At 57.1% G+C, this 19,615-nt stretch carries 18 protein-coding genes; 9 read left to right on the top strand and 9 right to left on the bottom strand.

The features are described from left to right. The first annotated feature begins 12 nt into the window (after positions 1 to 12). Positions 13 to 393: a VOC family protein gene (locus tag ACR0AH_RS18095; RefSeq protein WP_480593078.1), complete on the top strand. Its 381-nt coding sequence runs from the start codon at positions 13 to 15 to the stop codon at positions 391 to 393. Between the two features lie 411 nt (positions 394 to 804). Here ACR0AH_RS18095 and gyrB read toward each other — a convergent pair whose 3' ends face one another. Both gyrB and ACR0AH_RS18085 read right to left on the bottom strand, forming a co-directional pair. Then, a complete protein-coding gene (gene gyrB / locus ACR0AH_RS18090) occupies positions 805 to 3,222 on the bottom strand; it encodes a DNA topoisomerase (ATP-hydrolyzing) subunit B (RefSeq protein ID WP_480593077.1) in 2,418 nt (805 codons plus the stop codon). A gap of 102 nt (positions 3,223 to 3,324) precedes the next feature. Beyond that, complete coding sequence (locus ACR0AH_RS18085; protein WP_480593075.1) at positions 3,325 to 3,897, bottom strand: TetR/AcrR family transcriptional regulator; 573 nt, start codon at positions 3,895 to 3,897, stop codon at positions 3,325 to 3,327. A gap of 99 nt (positions 3,898 to 3,996) precedes the next feature. Here ACR0AH_RS18085 and ACR0AH_RS18080 point away from each other — a divergent pair, with 99 nt between their 5' ends. Beyond that, positions 3,997 to 4,563: a carboxymuconolactone decarboxylase family protein gene (locus ACR0AH_RS18080; protein ID WP_170423365.1), complete on the top strand. Its 567-nt coding sequence runs from the start codon at positions 3,997 to 3,999 to the stop codon at positions 4,561 to 4,563. Here the strand turns inward: ACR0AH_RS18080 and recF are convergent. From recF to mutM, 6 genes are all read right to left on the bottom strand, one after another. Beyond that, a complete protein-coding gene (gene recF / locus ACR0AH_RS18075) occupies positions 4,560 to 5,657 on the bottom strand; it encodes a DNA replication/repair protein RecF (protein WP_170734135.1) in 1,098 nt (365 codons plus the stop codon). The two genes, ACR0AH_RS18080 and recF, sit on opposite strands and share 4 nt — an antisense overlap. A 39-nt stretch (positions 5,658 to 5,696) precedes the next feature. Further along, complete coding sequence (dnaN, locus tag ACR0AH_RS18070; protein ID WP_010442547.1) at positions 5,697 to 6,818, bottom strand: DNA polymerase III subunit beta; 1,122 nt, start codon at positions 6,816 to 6,818, stop codon at positions 5,697 to 5,699. Positions 6,819 to 7,043: 225 nt separating this feature from the next. Next, complete coding sequence (gene dnaA / locus ACR0AH_RS18065; protein ID WP_170395377.1) at positions 7,044 to 8,426, bottom strand: chromosomal replication initiator protein DnaA; 1,383 nt, start codon at positions 8,424 to 8,426, stop codon at positions 7,044 to 7,046. Positions 8,427 to 8,969: 543 nt separating this feature from the next. Continuing rightward, on the bottom strand, positions 8,970 to 9,233 hold the full coding sequence (gene rpsT / locus ACR0AH_RS18060; protein WP_010442545.1) for a 30S ribosomal protein S20: 264 nt from the start codon (positions 9,231 to 9,233) through the stop codon (positions 8,970 to 8,972). A gap of 227 nt (positions 9,234 to 9,460) precedes the next feature. After that, positions 9,461 to 10,237 (bottom strand): enoyl-CoA hydratase, encoded by a 777-nt coding sequence (locus ACR0AH_RS18055; RefSeq protein ID WP_170395375.1) that lies wholly within the window; start codon positions 10,235 to 10,237, stop codon positions 9,461 to 9,463. 66 nt (positions 10,238 to 10,303) lie between these two features. Beyond that, positions 10,304 to 11,155 carry a bifunctional DNA-formamidopyrimidine glycosylase/DNA-(apurinic or apyrimidinic site) lyase gene (mutM, locus tag ACR0AH_RS18050; protein WP_480593073.1) on the bottom strand — a complete coding sequence of 284 codons (852 nt, stop codon included), beginning with the start codon at positions 11,153 to 11,155 and terminating at the stop codon, positions 10,304 to 10,306. A gap of 86 nt (positions 11,156 to 11,241) precedes the next feature. On the opposite strand from mutM, the gene ubiE reads away from it, so the two are divergent. Together ubiE and ubiB are read left to right on the top strand one after the other, a co-directional pair. After that, positions 11,242 to 11,994, top strand: coding sequence for a bifunctional demethylmenaquinone methyltransferase/2-methoxy-6-polyprenyl-1,4-benzoquinol methylase UbiE (ubiE, locus tag ACR0AH_RS18045; RefSeq protein ID WP_170408658.1), 753 nt, complete (start codon positions 11,242 to 11,244; stop codon positions 11,992 to 11,994). Then, on the top strand, positions 11,995 to 13,524 hold the full coding sequence (gene ubiB, locus ACR0AH_RS18040) for a 2-polyprenylphenol 6-hydroxylase (RefSeq protein ID WP_480593072.1): 1,530 nt from the start codon (positions 11,995 to 11,997) through the stop codon (positions 13,522 to 13,524). A 97-nt stretch (positions 13,525 to 13,621) separates the two neighbouring features. Here ubiB and ACR0AH_RS18035 read toward each other — a convergent pair whose 3' ends face one another. Then, the gene (locus tag ACR0AH_RS18035) at positions 13,622 to 14,797 is read right to left on the bottom strand and encodes an acetyl-CoA C-acyltransferase family protein (protein ID WP_170408660.1); all 1,176 of its coding nucleotides are present in this window, start codon (positions 14,795 to 14,797) and stop codon (positions 13,622 to 13,624) included. Between the two features lie 112 nt (positions 14,798 to 14,909). Between ACR0AH_RS18035 and ACR0AH_RS18030 the strand changes: the two genes are divergently transcribed. From ACR0AH_RS18030 to ACR0AH_RS18010, 5 genes are all read left to right on the top strand, one after another. Continuing rightward, positions 14,910 to 15,473, top strand: coding sequence for a helix-turn-helix domain-containing protein (locus ACR0AH_RS18030; protein ID WP_170395365.1), 564 nt, complete (start codon positions 14,910 to 14,912; stop codon positions 15,471 to 15,473). 109 nt (positions 15,474 to 15,582) lie between these two features. Next, the gene (locus ACR0AH_RS18025) at positions 15,583 to 16,767 is read left to right on the top strand and encodes a glycine C-acetyltransferase (RefSeq protein ID WP_170515670.1); all 1,185 of its coding nucleotides are present in this window, start codon (positions 15,583 to 15,585) and stop codon (positions 16,765 to 16,767) included. A 14-nt stretch (positions 16,768 to 16,781) separates the two neighbouring features. Beyond that, a complete protein-coding gene (gene tdh / locus ACR0AH_RS18020; protein ID WP_480593107.1) occupies positions 16,782 to 17,810 on the top strand; it encodes an L-threonine 3-dehydrogenase in 1,029 nt (342 codons plus the stop codon). 33 nt (positions 17,811 to 17,843) lie between these two features. Further along, entirely contained in the window at positions 17,844 to 18,749 is a 906-nt protein-coding gene (locus tag ACR0AH_RS18015; protein WP_480593069.1) for a tryptophan 2,3-dioxygenase, read from the top strand. Positions 18,750 to 18,752: 3 nt separating this feature from the next. Further along, positions 18,753 to 19,583: an alpha/beta hydrolase gene (locus ACR0AH_RS18010; protein WP_170734140.1), complete on the top strand. Its 831-nt coding sequence runs from the start codon at positions 18,753 to 18,755 to the stop codon at positions 19,581 to 19,583. The last annotated feature ends 32 nt before the right edge of the window (positions 19,584 to 19,615 follow it).

Raw genomic sequence — 19,615 nt, 5'->3', positions numbered from 1 at the left:
AGCGAGATTGGGATGAAATTGAACCACGTTGCTCTTTGGACAACAGACTTGGAGCGCCCCTCGAAAATTTGGGTAGAGTTTTTCGAAGCGGAACTCAGCGACCGGTATGAGAGTGTGAACCGCCCCGGCTTTGCCTCCCGCTTCGCCACGCTGCCAAACGATGACGTTCGCATCGAACTAATGGAAGGACCATGGGTAAGGCCTCGCTCGCACGAGGAAGGTGGCTGGGCACACGTTGCCTTTTCAGTAGGTGGTGTATCGAAAGTTGATGAGGTCGCAGATCGCTTCAAACACGCTGGGCTGTTAGTGTCCAAACCGAGGCGAACGGGCGACGGGTATTATGAAGCAGTGGTTCGATCTCCGGAAGGTCTCATGGTGGAGATCGTCGAATGAATTCACTTATGGTCAAAAGCGTTTTTGTTTTTTTGCCGTCAACAGCAAAGGTCCAATGCTTCTTAGCCTCTAAACGAACGTTACAATCCAATTAATGAGTTTCCGCCTCGAAAGCGTGCAAAGGTCGAAAAATCGGCTATCGATCAGAATCGCGCCTTTGGCGGATTGAGAGTGGACTTTGCAGATTTGCAATGTCTGCTAACTGCGCATCGCAGACCTTCGCGAGAATCCAAGGTTCCTTAGGGAGGCCCTTTGCGGGATTGAGCAATGCAAAGGGCCATAACCGCGACGACTAAGCCATAAACTGATTGAATTCGTCGCTAATGCAGACAAACGCGCAGCGCAAAACTATGGGCGAACTACGTAAACTTATGGGGTGCGCGAAGTGTTATGCGCAAACCTACAACCCGCTCAAAAATCCAAATTCTCCACACTCAGAGCATTCTTTTGAATGAATTCACGGCGTGGCTCTACCACATCACCCATGAGTTTGGTGAACAGATCATCGGCCTCGACCATATCATCCACGCGTACCTGCAACAGGGTCCGCGCGTCCGGGTCCAGCGTTGTTTCCCAGAGTTGATCGGGGTTCATCTCTCCCAAACCTTTGTAGCGTTGCAGCGACAAGCCCTTTTCGCCTTCTTCCAGAATCGCGCGCAGCAGGTCGAGCGGGCCGTGTATGACCTGACCCCGATCGCGACGCACCAACGTTGCGGGGGTGTTGTAGACCTCTTGCAGGCTTTGGGTGAAACTGCCGGTTTTGCGGGCCTCACCCGAACGCAACATGGGGCCGTCCAGTGTGCGTACTTCTTCCACACCGCGCAGGATGCGCGCGAGGCGGATGCCGTGATCCTGTGTGATGCGGCCTTGCCAGCCGCGTTCGTATTCCAGTGCAATCAAGTCAAGGCGCGCCGCGACCTTGTCGGCCACGCCCTGCAAATCGGCATCAACAGCGCCGGGCACGAAAGCACCGGCTACAGCAGCCTGCTCCAGAATATGGCGTGGATAATGCGTTGGGAAGGCGTCCAGCACACGCTTCAGCTGGCGCGCTTCATCCACTACGCGGGTCAGGTCCTGGCCGATGATCTCCTCGCCCGAGCCTAATTTAAGTACTGCGCCTTCGACGCCCTGATTGATCAAATAATCATCCAGCGCAGCCTGGTCCTTCAAGTAAACCTCTGATTTACCTCTAGAAACCTTGTATAGCGGTGGTTGAGCGATGTAGAGATACCCGCCCTCGATCAACTCTGGCATTTGCCGGTAGAAGAAGGTCAACAAGAGGGTGCGGATATGCGCGCCGTCAACATCTGCGTCCGTCATAATGACGATTTTGTGGTAACGCAGTTTTTCGATGTTGAATTCGTCGCGGCCAATGCCAGTGCCCAACGCCATCACGAGGTTACCGATCTCTTGGCTCGACAACATCCGGTCAAACCGCGCCCGTTCCACGTTCAAGATTTTGCCACGCAAAGGCAGAACAGCCTGAGTCAGCCGATCCCGACCGGTCTGGGCAGAACCACCAGCCGAGTCCCCCTCGACCAGGAAAACTTCAGTCTTGGACGGATCTTTTTCAGAGCAATCCTTCAGCTTACCAGCCAGATAGTTCACATCCATCGCAGTCTTGCGGCGGGTCAGTTCGCGGGCTTTACGGGCGGCCTCGCGCGCTAAAGCTGCCTCGATGATCTTACCGACAATCCCCTTAGCCTCATTCGGGTTCTCTTCGAACCATTCAGCCAGCTTCTCGTTCATCAGACCTTCGACCGCCGGGCGCACCTCAGAGCTGACCAACTTGTCCTTGGTCTGGGACGAGAATTTCGGATCGGGCACTTTCACAGACAACACGCAGGTCAGGCCTTCGCGTGCATCGTCACCGGTGAAGCTGACCTTTTCCTTCTTTGCGATGCCGCTGGACTGCGCATAGTTGTTGATCGTCCGGGTCAGCGCGCCGCGGAACCCAGCCACATGGGTGCCGCCATCGCGCTGCGGGATGTTATTGGTGAAGGGCAGCACGGTCTCATGATAACTGTCGTTCCACCACATCGCGATTTCCACGCCGATATCGTCACGCTCGCCCTTGATATAAATCGGTTCGGGCATCGCCGGGGTCTTGGACCGGTCGAGATATTTGACAAACTCTTTGACGCCGCCCTCGTAGAACAGCTCGGTTTCCAGCCGCTCAGCAGGACGCTCGTCGATCAGGATGATCCGCACGCCTGAGTTCAGGAAAGCCAGCTCGCGCAAGCGCTTTTCCAGCGTCTCAAACGAGTATTCGAGGTTCGAAAACGTGTTGGTCGAGGCCAGAAATCGTACCTCGGTTCCCGTGCGATCGCCACACTCGCCAACGACTTTCAGATGTTCCGCCGTCTCTCCACCTTCAAAACGCGCCACATGTTCATTACCGGCCCGCCAAATGCGCAGTTCCAGCCAATCGGATAGCGCATTCACCACCGAGACGCCCACTCCATGCAGACCGCCTGACACCTTGTACGAGTTGCTGTCGAACTTACCGCCAGCGTGCAGTTGGGTCATGATGACTTCAGCCGCTGAAACGCCTTCCTCGGGGTGGATATCCACCGGGATTCCACGTCCATTGTCGCTGACCGAAACGCTGGAATCCGCGTGAATTTTTACAGTCACATGGTCGGCATGACCGGCCAGCGCCTCGTCAATTCCGTTATCGACAACCTCGTACACCATATGGTGCAGACCCGAACCATCATCCGTATCCCCGATATACATACCGGGACGTTTGCGAACTGCCTCTAAGCCTTTGAGAACTTTGATGGAATCAGCGCCGTATTCTTGGGGTGCCTGTGCGTCTTCGGACATGCCGTTAGTACCTATATTATTTTGGTAACTTATACGTTTTCTGGTGGGGATTGTCACGTGCTCCCCCCATATTTTGTGGTTCTGATCCGCTTAATTTGCGGATCAAAGCCGATCAAGGTCTGCTGCAATATCCTCGGCAATTTCTGCCGCGTTCACATCGTCCCGTTCGGCTGACAATCGCAACCCCAGAAGGTCGGATTGATAGCGCGCCGCCAAGCGATCCGGGTCATGACTTGGCGCGATTTCTCCGGCCTTCTGCGCGCTGCGAAAGAGGTCCGCAAAACAAGCTTTCATGTCAGCCATATGGCTCTGCGCCTGATCAGCCAAATTATGGTCTTTGGCTTGCAATTCCGCATAAGTCTTCGCCAACATACAGGCTTTTGTTGGCAGCTCCGACGCCTCGATCACACGACGAGGTTGCACCTTAAGAGCACCAAGCGGGCCCAATTCCTGCGCCAAAGCCTTCATATTGGCAACCCCTTCCTGAGTATACCGCTCTAACGCCAGGGCGTAGAGCGCATCTTTCGACCCAAACGCCGCGTAGAAGCTGCCCGGTTTAAGCTTCAGCTCTCGCTCGAGATCCTTAAGCGACGTCCCCGCCCAGCCGTGACGCCAGAAAATATCTCGCGCCTGCGCGATAAGCGCGTCTCGGTCATATGAGGGTTTGCGGGGCATCGTTTCACCAATTCTTGAACGTTCGCTCAAATATATACTTGAGTGATCGCTCAAGAAACCCTAAATACGACTCATCGCGCCAGAAACAGGAGTTTTGACATGGCCAATTTCCCGTCTCACGACCTAGAAACCGCCCCGGAAGGGTCCAAGCCGCTGCTTGAGAAATCTCAGGCTGCATTCGGCCGCCTGCCCGGTCTTCATAAAGTAATGGCCGAAAGCCCCCAGCATCTGGAAGGCTATCAGGTTCTGCACGGCCTGTTTCTGCAGACCGATTTCAACAACGACGAAAAAACCGTTGTCTGGCAAACCATCAATGTCGAAAACGAATGCCATTACTGCGTGCCTGCACATACCGGCATCGCAAAGATGATGAAAGTCTCTGACGAGATCACCGAGGCGCTGCGCAACGAAACTCCGCTGCCCACGGCCAAGCTGGAAGCGCTACGCACCTTTACCTTGCAAGTGATGGAAACCCGTGGAAACCCGACTGAAGAACAGCTGCAGGCCTTCTTTGACGCTGGCTATTCCCACCGTGCGGTCCTGGATGTCGTACTGGGTCTGGCACAAAAAACCATGTCGAACTACGTCAACCACATGGCCAAAACCCCGGTCGACGAAGTGATGCGCGGCTTCCTTTGGGAACGCAAAGTCGGCGAGCCTGCCTAAACGCTGACGACCGAGCCCTCGTCGCCTTCGGTAACGACCAGCGTTTGGGCTCGATCCCCCAATTCCGCAAATAGCTCAGGCCCGGTGCCCGTCATCCAGGCCTGTGCACCCAGCGCACAAATCTCATCATACAACGCAGCGCGCCGACCCGCATCCAGATGCGCGGCCACCTCATCCAGCAATACAATAGGAGGTGCTCCAACCATCTCCGCCAACGCTCGCGCGTTTGATAGGATCAGCGATACCAGCAGTGCTTTCTGCTCACCGGTCGAGCAATCTTTGGCAGGAACGCCCTTGGCGGAATATACACCATACAGGTCTGATCGATGCGGGCCGACCAAAGTCCGCCCGGCGGCCAGATCGCGAAACCGGCTTTCATCCAAAGCTTCTCGCAAGTCTTCCGCCATCTCAGGCATTGCGCCTTCGGTTTGAACCAATTCGAGATCCGCTGAAGGAAAGGCCGTCTCAGCTTTATCCTGTGCTGAGCGCAGATGCTCCAACGCACTCAACCGCGCGGCGTGGATGCGATGCCCCATCTCGGCCATCTGCCCTTCCAGCGCCGCGTACCAATAAGCATCGCGAACTTGTTCTTTCAGCAACCGGTTCCGCTCGCGCATCGCTTTTTCATAGGTCAGAGATGCCTCGGCATGTGCAGGATCAAAACTCAGCGCGATTCTGTCGAGGAACCGCCGTCGCCCTTCGGCCCCTTCGATCCAGAGACGGTCCATCGATGGGATTAACCAAACTACCCGCGCCAGCTTTCCCAATTCAATCTGGCTTGAGGTTTTCTCATCAATCCGCACTTGCCGCGCCGCACCACCTTCGGACCAGGTTTCAATCTCGAAATTCTGTCCTTGCGCATTCAATAGCCCAATCAGCTTCCACCCCAGCGCCTCGGGGCGCCGTGTCATCTCAGCGGCGCTTGCCCGCCGCATCCCGCGCCCGGGTGAAAACAGAGAAACCGCTTCCAGGATGTTGGTCTTACCGGCCCCGTTTGGCCCATGGATCGCCACTGGCCGCCCGTCCAACGACAGGCGCGCCAGCTTATGAGACCGAAAATGCGAGACCGTAAGCTCGGTCAGGGCCAATCCCATGACCCCTCTCTTTCGTTAGAGATCACCCAGTCGAGGCAATCAGACGCGCATCGGCATTACGACGTATACTGCGCTTTGGTCGTTGCCTTCGCGCATCAGTGTCGGATCACCCGCCGAGTTGAACATAAACACCGCATTTTCACGATCCACCTGAGACGCGATTTCGAGCAGGTATTTGGCGTTGAACCCGATCTCCAGGCGCTCATCCCCATAAGCAACTGCCAGCTCTTCCTCAGCCGCACCACTGTCGGGTGCATTCACTGACAGAACCAGCTTATCCGCATCCAACTGCAGTTTGACGGCCCGCGACCGTTCGGACGAAACTGTCGCCACACGATCCACGGCCTGCGCGAATTCAGCCGCGTCCACTTCTAACTTGCGCGTGTTGCCTTGCGGGATGACGCGTGTGTAATCCGGGAACGTTCCGTCGATCACTTTCGAGGTGAGCGTGATGTCAGGTGTTGCAAACCGCACCTTGGTTTCGCTGACCGAGACGGCGATGTCCATCTCGTCATCATCCAGCAGCTTGCGCAGTTCGCCCACGGTTTTGCGGGGCACGATCACGCCCGGCATATCCGCTGCACCATCCGGCAGATCCGCATCGATCCGTGCCAAGCGGTGACCATCAGTCGCCACGCAACGCAATACCTTGCCGCCCTCGGAACCATCCGCAACGTGCATGTAAACGCCGTTCAAATAATATCTCGTCTCTTCCGTGGAAATGGCAAACTTCGATTTATCGAACAGCCGGCGCAACAATGCCGCCGACGCCGTAAAGTTCGATTGGTATTCTGAAGACGCCATAACCGGGAAATCTTCTTTCGGCAGCGTCGCCAGAGAAAAATTCGAGCGCCCCGCTTCCACGGTCAACCGCCCAGCTGCACTATCTGCGGTCAGGGTCACCAGCGCCCCATCGGGCAGCTTGCGTACGATCTCATGTAGCGTTGTGGCCGCAACAGTCGTAGCGCCCGCTTTCTCGACTTGCGCGGGGGCCTTGTCGACCACTTCGATGTCCAGATCGGTGGCACGAAACAGCGCCTGATCGCCTTCGGCCTCGATCAGCACGTTGGCAAGTATGGGAATCGTGTTGCGACGTTCGACAACTGACTGGGCCTGCGAAACGGCCTTGAGAAGGGTGCCGCGTTCGATGCTGATCTTCATACCCTCTGTTCCTTTGACTTGCGTGCCGAAATAGGCGGGACTGGCACGTTAGCGTCTCAGCCCTGAGGCACAAGGATTTTTTACGGATTTCTGGGTCGGATTGCCTCGGTGGTCAAGAGCAGCGCGCGTGAAACACTCCAGATCATTCTCAACCGTGGACAATAGCGCACAAGAAAACACCCCGAACGCAATAGTCCGGGGTGTTTTTCAAGGATTCAGTGCGGTTTAGGCTTCCAAGGCCCGGCGCAGCATCTCAACATCTTCGGCAATCTGGCCATCGGTCAACTTCAGCTCTTCGATGCGCTTCACGCCATGCATGACCGTGGTGTGGTCGCGCCCGCCAAATCGACGGCCAATCTCAGGCAGCGACCGACTGGTAAGTTGCTTGCACAGATACATCGCCACCTGACGCGGACGCGCATAGGACCGCAGGCGTTTAGGGCCGATGATATCGCTGAGGCGGATGTTGTAATAATCCGAGACCTTGCGTTGGATCTCTTCGACGGTGATCTTGCGCTCGGAGGCGCGCAGTACATCGGCCAGACAATCCTGCGTCAGCTCCATATCGATCTCGCGCCCGACCAGCGAGGCAAAGGCAAAAAGGCGGGTCAGCGCCCCTTCCAGCACGCGCACATTGGTCGAGATGCGGTGTGCAAGGAACTCCAATACACCATCAGCAATGGTCAGATCGGGATAAGTGCTGCTGTACTGCTGCACTTTGTTCTGCAGGATTCCCAGACGCAATTCGTAGTCTGTGGGATGAAGATCGACGACAAGGCCACATTGCAGGCGTGACTTTACGCGGTCTTCAAGGTCCTTGATCTCGCCCGGCGCGCGGTCGGCCGAGATGATGATCTGCTTGTTCTGATCCACCAGCGCGTTGAACGTGTGGAAAAACTCTTCCTGCGTCGAATCCTTGCCAGCGATGAACTGCACGTCATCGACCATCAGCACATCGACCGAACGGAACAAGTGCTTGAAATCCATCATGCGGCGTTCACGCAAAGCCTGCACAAAGCGATACATGAACTGTTCTGCTGACAGATAAAGCACATTCAACTCGGGGTGCTTGGTTTTCAACTCCCACGCAATCGCGTGCATAAGGTGGGTTTTACCCAGTCCAACACCGCCGTAGAGCACGAGCGGATTGAAAGTTACCGGGCCGCCCTCGGATACGCGGCGAGCTGCGGCATGTGCAAGTTCGTTGGGTTTGCCAACAACAAAGCTATCAAAGGTAAACCGTGCATCCAGTGGCGCAGCCTGTAGTGCTTCAAGTGCATCATTGGCTGTATCTGTAACAGCGGGCCGGGTTTCTGGCGCGGGAGATGGCTTGGACTCTTCCACCAATGTGGGACGGGCTGACGAATTGGCCGCTGTGCGAAACGCCAAGCGCTGAACCTTTTCGCCCGAGGTATTCAGCTCATAGAGAATAAGGTCCGCAAAATTCTGACTGACATAGTTGCCCATGAAGTTGGTCGGCACCGAGAACACCGCTACACCATCCTGCAACTCCTGAAACTCCAAGGGTTCAATCCAGGTGGTAAAATTGTTCTTCCCAACCGCCTTCATCAATTTGCTACGCAGTTGTCCCCATTTCTCTTGTGTCATTCGGCGCCTCACGCATCCCATTCATTATTGGCCTTAAGGCCTTTTTTAATGTGTCCCGAATTACGGGCCTTTATGGCGCTCACACACAAGGGAACGTTTCGCCAAACCTGATGGTCTGGCGGGTACGCTCGAATATCATCGCAGTCCAATACAGCACGGCCCCAAAATGGGGGCACACCCGGAATCCGGGATGCGCATGATATTCCAATTTATCGACAGGGCCAGGATCTTCGGCTAACCCGAGACCCAGAGCAGATCGTCCAACTGACCGAAGCCAGCTTTCGAACATTCGTTCCTAAATCTTCCCGATGCCCGTCGGTCAGATCCTTGGAACAGCCTGTCCCCCCAAGCGAGTGAATCGCTGTCTAAGTCGTAGCAAGAGCCCAAGGGTCCGGGCAACGAAACTCTGATATTGACTCGGGGTTCTGGGCGAAAGAATCTCTCGGCTTCGTGAAGACGCGGCTTTCCGGCAACAATGAAAAAGGCGTCGCAATCAGCGACGCCTTTTTCGTAAATCAACGCTTGACGCGTTTTCCCAAAGAATCAGCCCAGCGCTTTGACGCGCGCCGACAGGCGCGACATTTTGCGGGCTGCGGTGTTCTTGTGGAAGACGCCTTTGGTGACGCCACGCATCAACTCGGGTTGAGCGGCGCGCAGGGCTGCGGTAGCTGCGTCCTTGTCGCCGGATGCGATCGCTTCTTCAACTTTGCGCAGGTGGGTACGGATGCGCGAACGACGCGCTTTGTTGACGGCGAAGCGCTTTTCGTTCTGACGGGCGCGTTTCTTTGCCTGGGGCGAATTTGCCATGTATCTCTGACCTTTTGTTCGGTACGGTTATCTTGGGTTGCGCGCCACGGACATATCCGCACCGGATCAGAAATCACGAGTGTGAGTCGGGCCAAGCGGGCCGCACGCGCATGTATGACGGCGGTCTCTAACCAAGTTTGGCAGGTTTGCCAAGCTGATTCTTCCGGTATGTGATGAGGGAAAAAGGCGGGGTCTGCCCGCCTAATATCACTAAGCGACGATTATGATCACTTGTCGCGGAACTGAGCCGCACGTTTTTCCAGAAACGCGGCCATGCCTTCTTTCTGGTCCTCTGTCGCGAACATCGAATGGAACACCCGACGCTCAAACAGCATGCCTTCGCTCAGCGGCAGCTCATAGCTGCGGTTCACAGCCTCTTTGGCCGCGATGGCCGTGATCTGCGATTTCTCTGCAATCTTCTGCGCCGCACCGGTTGCCTCTTCGATCAGCTTTTTGGCGGGCACGACACGGCTGACCAATCCCGCGCGCTCGGCCTCTTCAGCGTCCATGAAGCGGCCTGTCAGGTTCATGTCCATCGATTTGGACTTACCAACGAAGCGGGTCAGACGCTGACTGCCACCAAGCCCCGCGATGACGCCCAGATTGATCTCGGGCTGGCCGAACTTGGCGGTGTCGGCAGCGATGATGAAATCGCACAGCATCGCCAGTTCACACCCGCCGCCCAGCGCGTAACCGGCAACGGCAGCGATGATAGGTTTACGGATCGCGGAAACCCTATCGTTAGCGTCTGCAAACAGATTGACGTCGAATACATCGACAAAACTCATCTCGGACATTTCCTTAATGTCCGCACCGGCGGCAAAGGCCTTGTCCGAGCCGGTGATGACGATGCAGCGCACCTTGTCATTGCTATCCGCATCTTCCAGCGCCTCGCACAGCTCACCCAGCAACTGGGTGTTCAGCGCGTTCATCGCATCGGGGCGGTTGAGCTTGATAAGGGCGACGTGGTCTTCGATTTCGACGATGATCGTCTCAAAAGCCATGAGGTGTAAGCTTCCGGTTGTTCCGTTCAGGTACGATTCCTTATCACGCGATTTCGCTGGATCAAGTTATCTTTGGCATTGCGCGCAATAGAAGGATGAGCGACCGGACTGGGTGATTCTCTTGATTTCAGCGCCACAACCCTCGGTTCGACAAGGCTCTCCTTCACGACCGTAGACGTCGAAGCTGTGTTGAAAATATCCAAGTTCTCCATCGGCTTGGCGGAAATCACGCAGCGATGAGCCGCCCGCTTCAATCGCGTCCTGCAACACTTTTCTGATGATCGGCACAAGGGCCGCAACGCGTGGCGCAGAAATCTGTCCCGCTTTGCGACGTGGCGACACCTTGCAGCGATAAAGCGCTTCGCAGACGTAAATATTACCCAAACCGGCAACGATTCCCTGATCCAACAACGCCGATTTGACCGGGCTGTTCTTGCCTTTGAAGGCGTCTATCAGGTGCTGTTCGTGAAAATCATTACCCAATGGTTCAGGTCCCAGAACCGATAGCAGCTTGTGCTGCTCCGCCGTTGCCGTCGGCAGCAGGTCCATCGCCCCGAACCGGCGCGGATCGTTGAAGGTGATGCGTGCGCCATTGGCCATATGAAACACCACGTGATCATGTTTCTGCGCCATCGGATGCTCATGCGCATACTGTCCGAGCGGATCGCCAGAGACCGTCATCCGCCCCGACATGCCCAGATGGATCAACAACGTCTCGCCACTGCTGAGATCCGCCAGAATGTACTTCGACCGTCGCCGCAGCCCATCCACCCGTTGCCCCGTCAGCCGCTCGGCCATCCGAGCCGGGAAAGGCCAACGCAAATCGGGGCGATTCACATCCGCCCTTTCGATCACTGCGCCCTCCATTGCGGGGCTCAGGCCGCGTCTTACTGTCTCGACCTCGGGCAATTCGGGCATTACAGGGCTCCTATTCCAAAGGGCCGCATTGTGCCCGCCTCTTATCGCCCTATAACAGAGGCGAAATTCGACAAACGGCAAGGCAAATGTCCGACACCAACGACAAGACCACTCATTTCGGGTTCGAAACCGTGCGCGAGGCTGAAAAAGCCGGCCGCGTACAGGGCGTGTTCAACTCGGTCGCCTCGAAATACGACGTGATGAACGACGTGATGTCGATGGGCATCCACCGGGTCTGGAAAGACGCGATGATGGACTGGCTTGCCCCGCGCGCCGGTCAGCGGCTTCTGGATGTGGCGGGCGGCACCGGCGATATCTCGTTCCGCTTTCTGAAGCGCGCAGGCCACGGCCATGCTACCGTGCTGGACCTGACCGAGCCGATGCTGGTCGAAGGCCGCCAGCGCGCCGAGGCCGACCAGATGTCCGACAGCCTGAATTGGGTGGTGGGCGATGCAATGGCGCTGCCCTTCGAGGATAACACCTTCGACGTCTACACCATCTCCTTCGGCATCCGGAACGTCACCCGCCCGCAAGAGGCGCTGAACGAGGCCTATCGCGTTCTGAAGCCCGGTGGTCGTCTGATGGTGCTTGAGTTCAGCCAGTTACCCAATGACGGGCTGCAGAAGCTTTACGACCTCTACAGTTTCAATGTCATCCCGCGTATGGGCAAGCTGATCGCCAACGATTACGACAGCTATCAGTACCTTGTGGAATCGATCCGCAAGTTCCCAGACCAGGAGACATTCCTGAACATGGTCCGCACCGCCGGGTTCGAAAACGCCAAATACCGCAACCTGAGCATGGGCATTGCCGCATTGCATTCTGGCTGGAAGATCTAGATGCGCGGCCCCCACAACATCATTCGCCTGATCCGGACGGGCGCCACGCTGGAACGCACGGGTGCCATGAATGTAGTGCTGGACGCGTTTGAAGCGCCGCGCGCCGTACGTATTCTGGCGCATACCCTTGGCAAACCGTTCCAATGGCTGGGCTACAAGGGCGACCCCGAGATGCCGCCCGCCACCCGTGCCCTGACCGCATTGGGTCCGGCTTACATCAAATTCGGGCAGGTGCTTTCGACCCGCCCCGACGTGGTGGGAAATGAGTTGGCCGAGCAATTGCGTGTTCTGCAAGACAAGCTGCCGCCCTTTTCCAAAGCTGAGGCAATGGCAGAGGTCGAGAAAGAGTTAGGCCAGCCGACGTCAGAGATATTCAGCGAGTTCAGTGAACCTATCGCCGCTGCCTCGATTGCTCAGGTTCACAAGGCCAAGCTGACCAGCACAGGCGAAGACGTTGCTGTCAAAGTCCTGAGACCGGGTATCGAGCGCGCCTTCCGCAAGGATGTAGACGCGTTCTATTTCGCCGCGCGTATGGTGCAACTTTGCGCCCCCGGAGCGCGCCGACTACGCCCGATGGAAGTGATCGAGCATTTCGACGGCGTAGTACGCGGCGAGTTGGACCTGCGTCTGGAAAGTGCCGCCGCCTCGGAATACGCTGCCAATACCAAGGATGATGCCGGATTCTGGCTGCCTCCGGTGGTCTGGTCGCTATCCGCACGCCGCGTCATGACGCTCAGCTGGGCTGATGGCATTCCCTTGGGAGATAACAACGCGCTGGACGCTGCCGGACATAATCGCCGCGATCTGGCTGAGCGCGTGCTCCGCCTGTTCCTATTGCACGCGCTACGCGACGGCTATTTTCACGCCGACATGCACCAAGGCAACCTCAAGGTCGCTGCGAACGGGGACATCATCGCCTATGACTACGGCATCATGGGTCATATCGATGAATATACTCGCCGGGTATATGCCGAGATTCTCTTTGGTTTCATCCGCCGCGACTATAAACGCGTGGCTGAAGTCCATTTCGAAGCAGGCTATGTGCCTGCCAATCAGGACGTCGACGAATTCGCTCGCGCCTTGCGCGCGGTAGGTGAGCCGATCTTCGGCATGGACGCCACCCATATCTCGATGGGTCGGCTGCTGAGCTACCTGTTCGAAGTCACTGAACGCTTTGGCATGGAAACCCGCACCGAGCTGATCCTGCTGCAACGCACCATGGTGGTGGTCGAAGGCGTCGCCCGCTCGCTTGATGATCACATGAACATCTGGGAGGTCGCCCGACCGGTGGTCGAAGACTACATCAAACAATCCATCGGCCCCCGCGCCGCCCTGCGCGATTTCGGTAAAACCGCCCTGGTGCTTGCCCGTTTCGGCCCCCGCTTGCCCGGACTGGTGGAAAATGCCCTTATTGCCCAGACTCAAAAAGACGACCCAAAGACCCCTGGTTTGATCGCAAACCTTCTGCCAGCAGCGATCGGCGCGGCCGCAGGCATAGCCGCGACGCTTGTCATCTTCGCACTCAGCTAAACCAACCCGACCGCTTCATCTGGCCAAAAATACCTTCGGGGGGAATCGCGCCCCGGCGCGATGGGGGGCAGACAGCCCCCCCTTGCCCCGGTCCAACTCAGAGCCGCTCGATGGCGAGGGCAATCCCCTGACCTCCGCCGATGCACATGGTGATCAGACCTTTCGATCCGCCAATACGCTCCAACTCATACAATGCCTTAAGCGTGATAATCGCCCCTGTGGCGCCCACCGGATGGCCCAGTGCAATAGCCCCACCGTTCGGATTCACCTTTGCAGCGTCCAGACCCAATTCCTGATTGACGGCCAGAGCTTGCGCCGCAAACGCCTCGTTGCTTTCGATCACGTCGAAATCATCCGCAGACAAACCCGTTTTTGCGAACAGGTTCTGCACAGCTGGAACCGGGCCGATGCCCATCACCTCGGGTCGCACGCCGGCATGGGCATAGCCAATCACGCGCGCTTTGGGTTTCAAGCCCGCCTTTTCTGCAGCATCCGCTGTCGCCAACACCATCGCCGCCGCGCCGTCATTGATGCCCGAGGCGTTGCCCGCCGTCACCCGCCCATCTTTCTGGAATACCGGGCGCAATCCGGCCAGCGCCTCGGCAGTGGTGGCCTTGGGATGTTCATCGACCTTGAAGTCGACCATGTCGCGTTTGACCTTGACCTGCACCGGCGCGATTTGGCTGTCGAAATACCCGGCCTCAATCGCCGCAGCCGCACGGGTCTGGCTGGTCAGCGCAAACGCGTCCATCTGTTCGCGGCTGATCTGGTGTTCATCCGCCACATTCTCGGCGGTCACCCCCATATGCCCGGTGCCGAATGGGCAGTTCAGCGCGCCCAGCATCATGTCGAGCGATTTGACATCGCCCATCTTCGCCCCCCAACGGGCCTGCGGTACGACATAAGGGCTGCGCGACATGCTTTCGGCACCGCCCGCCACTGCAAACTCGGCATCGCCTAGCATCAGCGCCTGCACCGCCGACACTACTGCCTGCGCCCCCGAACCGCACAGCCGGTTCACGTTCATCGCCGGAGTCCCGTTCGGAATACCCGCCTGCATTGCGGCGACTCGCGACAGATACATGTCGCGCGGTTCGGTGTTGATCACATGACCAAAGACAACATGATCAATCTGCGCGCCTTCAACGCCCGAACGCTCCATTGCCGCCTCGGTCGCCACGGTCGCCAGATCGATCGGAGCGGTCGAGGCCAACGCACCGCCAAAGGTCCCGATGGCTGTGCGCGCACCGTCCAGTATTACTATGTCCGTCATGTTTTCTCCTCCAAGTCTCGCGCCCATTATGCACCTGCAGCATGATCTTCATATTAGACTCACTGTCACGCCGGAATTGACATTACGTTGCGCAACACCCATGGATTCCGTCATGACGGAAAACACAGACGATATTCTGACGCGCCTGCCCGCCCGATTGAAAGAGGCGCGCCGCGCCAAAGGCCTGTCGCTTGAGGCGGTCGCCAACCTCAGCGGCGTCTCGCGTTCCATGGTCAGCCAGATCGAGCGTGGTGAAAGCAGCCCCACAATTTCGACTCTGTGGAACCTGACGCGCGCTCTGCAGGTGGATTTCGCCGGACTGTTGGAAGACGCCAAAACGACCGACCAGATCGAAGTGCTGCGTCAAGCGGAAGTGCCCAGTATCGACAATATGGGCGAGAAATGCCGGATTCGCATCCTCTCTCCCCCCGAAGAGGCCGGAGGACACGAGGTCTATGATATTCAGTTTCAGGCCAATGGGAGCCTGAACAGCCAGCCTCATGCGCGCGGCGCACGAGAGCAACTGACTGTGCTGGAAGGCGCCGTCCGTGTCACTTCGGGAACGGCATCCAGCGATCTGAAACAAGGGGATACCGCCCGGTATGCCGCCGATATTACGCATTCGATAAGCGCTGAAAACCCGGCCCGCGTTTTCCTGATCGTAAAAAACGCCTGAACGGGCAAGATTCCGCCTTCACGGATATTTTTCCCAAATACTGTAATTCTCCTATTTGGGAATTTCATCCGCTATGTTAGACGTGCGACTCAGATTAACGGAGGTCGCCATGGCTGATGCATTCCTGTCCCATATTTCGGATACACTCGCGCAGATTGAGGCAGAGGGTCTGTACAAGCGCGAACGAATGATCACCTCGCCTCAGGGCGGTGAGATTACGGTGGGCGACAAGCAGGTGATCAACCTGTGCGCCAACAACTATCTGGGTTTGGCCGATCACCCTGCGCTGATCAACGCCGCCAAAGGCGCAATGGAGCCCAAGGGGTTCGGCATGGCCTCGGTCCGGTTCATCTGCGGTACGCAGGACATTCATCGTGAACTTGAGCAGAAGCTGGCAAAGTTCCTGAACAAGGACGATTCAATTCTGTTCGCTGCCTGCTTCGACGCCAATGGCGGGTTGTTTGAGCCTTTGTTAGGGCCCGAAGACGCCATTATCTCTGACAGTCTAAATCATGCCTCGATCATCGACGGGGTACGGCTGTGTAAGGCAAAACGCTATCGCTACATGAACAACGACATGAATGACCTCGAAGCGTGGCTGAAACAAGCGCGCGAGGACGGGGCGCGGCATATCATGATCGCAACCGATGGCGTGTTCTCAATGGATGGCTATCTGGCCAATCTGCCGAAGATTCGCGAGCTGGCCAACAAATACGACGCCATCGTGATGGTCGATGACTGCCACGCCACCGGCTTTATGGGGCCAAACGGAGCGGGCACGCCGGACCACTTCGGCGTCGACGTGGATATTCTGACGGGAACTTTGGGCAAGGCACTTGGGGGGGCAATCGGCGGTTATATCGCCGGGCCGCAGCCAGTGATCGACCTGCTGCGGCAGCGGGCGCGGCCCTATCTGTTCTCAAACTCGCTGCCGCCGTCCATCGTTGCCGCAGGGCTTGAGGCAATCCGTCTGGTTGAAGAAGGTGACATGCTGCGCGCCCAATTGTTCGGCAATGCCAAGTACTGGCGCGCCGGGTTAGAGAATCTGGGCTTCGACCTACTTCCGGGCGAACACCCGATCATCCCGGTCATGCTGGGTGAAGCGACCCTGGCGCAGGATATGGCATCGCGATTGTTTGACGAAGGCGTCTATGTTTCGGGCTTTTTCTTCCCTGTCGTGCCGCGTGGTCAGGCCCGAATCAGAACGCAGATGAATGCGGCTCTAACACGCGACGAATTAGACCGGGCGCTCGCGGCATTTGGCAGGGTCGGCAAAGAATTGGGGATAATCTGATGCGGCCCAACACGATGAAAGCCCTTGAGAAATCCAAGCCCGAGGAAGGTCTGTGGATGGTGCAGGCCCCAGTACCCGAGATCGGCCCCGACGAGGTTCTGATCCGCATCAACAAGACCGGGATTTGCGGCACGGATATTCATATCTGGAACTGGGATGAATGGGCTGCGGCCACCGTGCCGATCCCGATGATCACCGGCCACGAGTTCGCGGGTGAAATTGTTGAATTGGGTCGCAACGTGACAGGGATGACGGTCGGCCAGCGCTGTTCAGGCGAGGGGCATCTGATCACCCCTGACAGCCGCCAGAGCCGTGCGGGCAAGTTCCACCTTGATCCCGGCACGCGCGGTATCGGTGTGAATGAACAGGGTGCCTTTGCGCAATACCTGAAACTGCCTGCCTTTAACGTGGTGCCCCTGCCTGACGACGTACCGGATGAGATCGGGGCGATCCTCGACCCGCTGGGCAATGCCGTGCACACTGCACTCAGCTTCGATCTGCTGGGCGAGGACGTATTGATTACTGGCGCAGGCCCTATCGGCATCATGGCCGCCGCCATTGCCCGTCATGCCGGTGCCCGGCATGTAGTGATCACCGATATCAACCCCGACCGCCTGAAACTGGCCGAACACGTGGTACCAACGGTACGCACAGTTGATGTGTCCAAAGAGGATCTGCAGGATGTCATCGCGGAACTGGGCATGACTCAGGGCTTTGATGTCGGGCTTGAAATGTCGGGCTCGCAAGCCGCGCTGGACCAGATGGTCGAAGCACTGGTGATGGGCGGCAAGATCGCACTGTTGGGGATTCCGCCCGGAAAATCTCCGGTGGACTGGTCGCGTATCGTGTTCAAGGCGATCACCATCAAGGGTGTCTATGGGCGCGAGATGTTCGAGACCTGGTACAAGATGATCGCCATGTTGCAGAACGGGCTGGATGTCAGCCGCGTAATCACCCACCAGTTCGCAGTCGATGACTTTACTCAGGGATTCAAGGCCATGAAATCCGGGCAATCAGGCAAGGTGGTTCTGGACTGGACCTAACGCTCTGGAACCGTGCGGGTTTTGTCCCTAAACATGGATAAATCCGCGCGTCTGGAGGAGCACATGGGCGACAAAGACAGGTATACAGAACGGGGAATCGAAGAGTCTCTGGTCACCGATTTCACAGAAACTCACCGCAAAAGCTATGGGGATTTTCTGCAACTTAAGACTCTGCTGAACCTGCAAAAGACCTTTCAGGACCCGGCCCAACCTGATGAGATGTTGTTCATCATCATTCATCAGGTCAGCGAACTGTGGCTGAAACTGATGCACCATCAACTTGTCGAAGTCCGCCGGTTCCTGCAGCAGGACGATTTCGGTCCCGCGATGAAGAACCTCGACCGGATCAAAGCGATCCAACGGCAGTTGATCGCCGCGTGGGAGACGCTACTGACTATGACTCCCGCGGACTACATGACGTTTCGGGACGCATTAGGTAGTTCGTCAGGCTTTCAAAGCTATGGCTATCGCCAAATCGAGTTCATTCTGGGCAACAAAGATCCCGCGACCCTGAAAGTGCATGCGCATGACCCAGAAGTGATGGAGATGCTGAACGCGGCTCTTACCAAACCCTCGCTCTATGACGAAGTGCTGCGGATGCTGGCCCGGCAAGGGTTTGACGTGCCGCATGAGCTGATCGAGCGGGATTACGCAAAGCCCTATTCCGGCGATCCGCGTATCGTCAAAATCTGGGTCGAAGTGTTCCGCAACACGGAACAATACTGGGATCTTTACGCGCTGGCCGAAAAACTGATGGATGTGGAATCTCTGTTCCAGAGGTGGCGATTCGATCATGCAACCGCGGTTGAGCGCGTGATCGGAATGCAGCCCGGAACGGGTGGATCTAGCGGCGTGGCCTTCCTGCGCAAGGCGCTGGAGTTGCGGTTCTTCCACGACCTCTACGACGTGCGAACCGAACTGATGTATACTGGGGAATAGGCCATGCTGTATCGCGGATTCACCCAAGAAGAGCTCGAGCAGGAGTATTCCCCTAGCTCAATGATTGGCGGTGATCTGACGCCATATCTAGCCAGCTATTCTGCCCTCAGCGCACAGGCACGGTCTGAAATTAGGATGCAGGAAAACCGTTCCTATGGCGACAGCCCGACGCAAGTTCTGGATTTCTTCCCCGCACCTGGCGCCAACGCGCCTTTGCATGTCTTTATTCATGGTGGCTATTGGCAGGCGCTTAGCCAGCGTGAGTCGGCCCCTATGGCACCGGTATTGCATGAGAACGGGCAAGCCTTTGCCACGCTGAATTATACGCTCGCCCCCGATGCCAGATTGGGGCAGATGGTCGAAGAATGCCGTACCGCCTTGTTGTGGCTCGCGTCACAGGCCGAAACACTGGGTTTTGATCCATCAAACATCACACTTTCAGGCCATAGTGCAGGCGCCCATCTGGTCGCGATGGTCATGGCGACGTCTTCAAAGGCATTTGCGCAGGCTGGCCTTCGGGTGCGCAATGTGATCCTGATTAGCGGGATCTATGACCTTGTTCCGATCAGCCTGACCTCGGTGAATGATCCGCTGCAACTGACCAAGGTCGAGGTTCACGATCTCTCACCCTGCCTCAACCTGCCCGCACCGGGACCGCGTTACAGGGTAACCGTCGCCGAGCGGGATACGCCCGAGTTCATCCGCCAAAGCCGTGACTACGCGGAATTACTGCGCAAGGCCGGGCATTCGGTCAGTTTTGATCTGCAGAAGGGTAAACACCACTTCGACATCATCATGCCATCGGGCACGTTTCTGTCGTCGCGCGGCGAGTAACCGGCAAAAGAAAACAGCGGCCTCGTGGGGCC

The sequence above is a fragment of the Ruegeria sp. AM5 genome (genome assembly GCF_056540645.1).
The sequence above is the reverse complement of the archived record's forward strand: the minus strand, read 5'-3'. Positions and strand labels throughout refer to the sequence as shown.

Bases quoted from the DNA above. Each gene is read 5' to 3' on its own strand.
- ACR0AH_RS18095 (WP_480593078.1), top strand. From the start codon at position 13: ATGAAATTGAACCACGTTGCTCTTTGGACAACAGACTTGGAGCGCCCC.
- gyrB (WP_480593077.1), bottom strand. From the start codon at position 3,222: ATGTCCGAAGACGCACAGGCACCCCAAGAATACGGCGCTGATTCCATC.
- ACR0AH_RS18085 (WP_480593075.1), bottom strand. From the start codon at position 3,897: ATGCCCCGCAAACCCTCATATGACCGAGACGCGCTTATCGCGCAGGCG.
- ACR0AH_RS18080 (WP_170423365.1), top strand. From the start codon at position 3,997: ATGGCCAATTTCCCGTCTCACGACCTAGAAACCGCCCCGGAAGGGTCC.
- recF (WP_170734135.1), bottom strand. From the start codon at position 5,657: ATGGGATTGGCCCTGACCGAGCTTACGGTCTCGCATTTTCGGTCTCAT.
- dnaN (WP_010442547.1), bottom strand. From the start codon at position 6,818: ATGAAGATCAGCATCGAACGCGGCACCCTTCTCAAGGCCGTTTCGCAG.
- dnaA (WP_170395377.1), bottom strand. From the start codon at position 8,426: ATGACACAAGAGAAATGGGGACAACTGCGTAGCAAATTGATGAAGGCG.
- rpsT (WP_010442545.1), bottom strand. From the start codon at position 9,233: ATGGCAAATTCGCCCCAGGCAAAGAAACGCGCCCGTCAGAACGAAAAG.
- ACR0AH_RS18055 (WP_170395375.1), bottom strand. From the start codon at position 10,237: ATGGCTTTTGAGACGATCATCGTCGAAATCGAAGACCACGTCGCCCTT.
- mutM (WP_480593073.1), bottom strand. From the start codon at position 11,155: ATGCCCGAATTGCCCGAGGTCGAGACAGTAAGACGCGGCCTGAGCCCC.
- ubiE (WP_170408658.1), top strand. From the start codon at position 11,242: ATGTCCGACACCAACGACAAGACCACTCATTTCGGGTTCGAAACCGTG.
- ubiB (WP_480593072.1), top strand. From the start codon at position 11,995: ATGCGCGGCCCCCACAACATCATTCGCCTGATCCGGACGGGCGCCACG.
- ACR0AH_RS18035 (WP_170408660.1), bottom strand. From the start codon at position 14,797: ATGACGGACATAGTAATACTGGACGGTGCGCGCACAGCCATCGGGACC.
- ACR0AH_RS18030 (WP_170395365.1), top strand. From the start codon at position 14,910: ATGACGGAAAACACAGACGATATTCTGACGCGCCTGCCCGCCCGATTG.
- ACR0AH_RS18025 (WP_170515670.1), top strand. From the start codon at position 15,583: ATGGCTGATGCATTCCTGTCCCATATTTCGGATACACTCGCGCAGATT.
- tdh (WP_480593107.1), top strand. From the start codon at position 16,782: ATGAAAGCCCTTGAGAAATCCAAGCCCGAGGAAGGTCTGTGGATGGTG.
- ACR0AH_RS18015 (WP_480593069.1), top strand. From the start codon at position 17,844: ATGGATAAATCCGCGCGTCTGGAGGAGCACATGGGCGACAAAGACAGG.
- ACR0AH_RS18010 (WP_170734140.1), top strand. From the start codon at position 18,753: ATGCTGTATCGCGGATTCACCCAAGAAGAGCTCGAGCAGGAGTATTCC.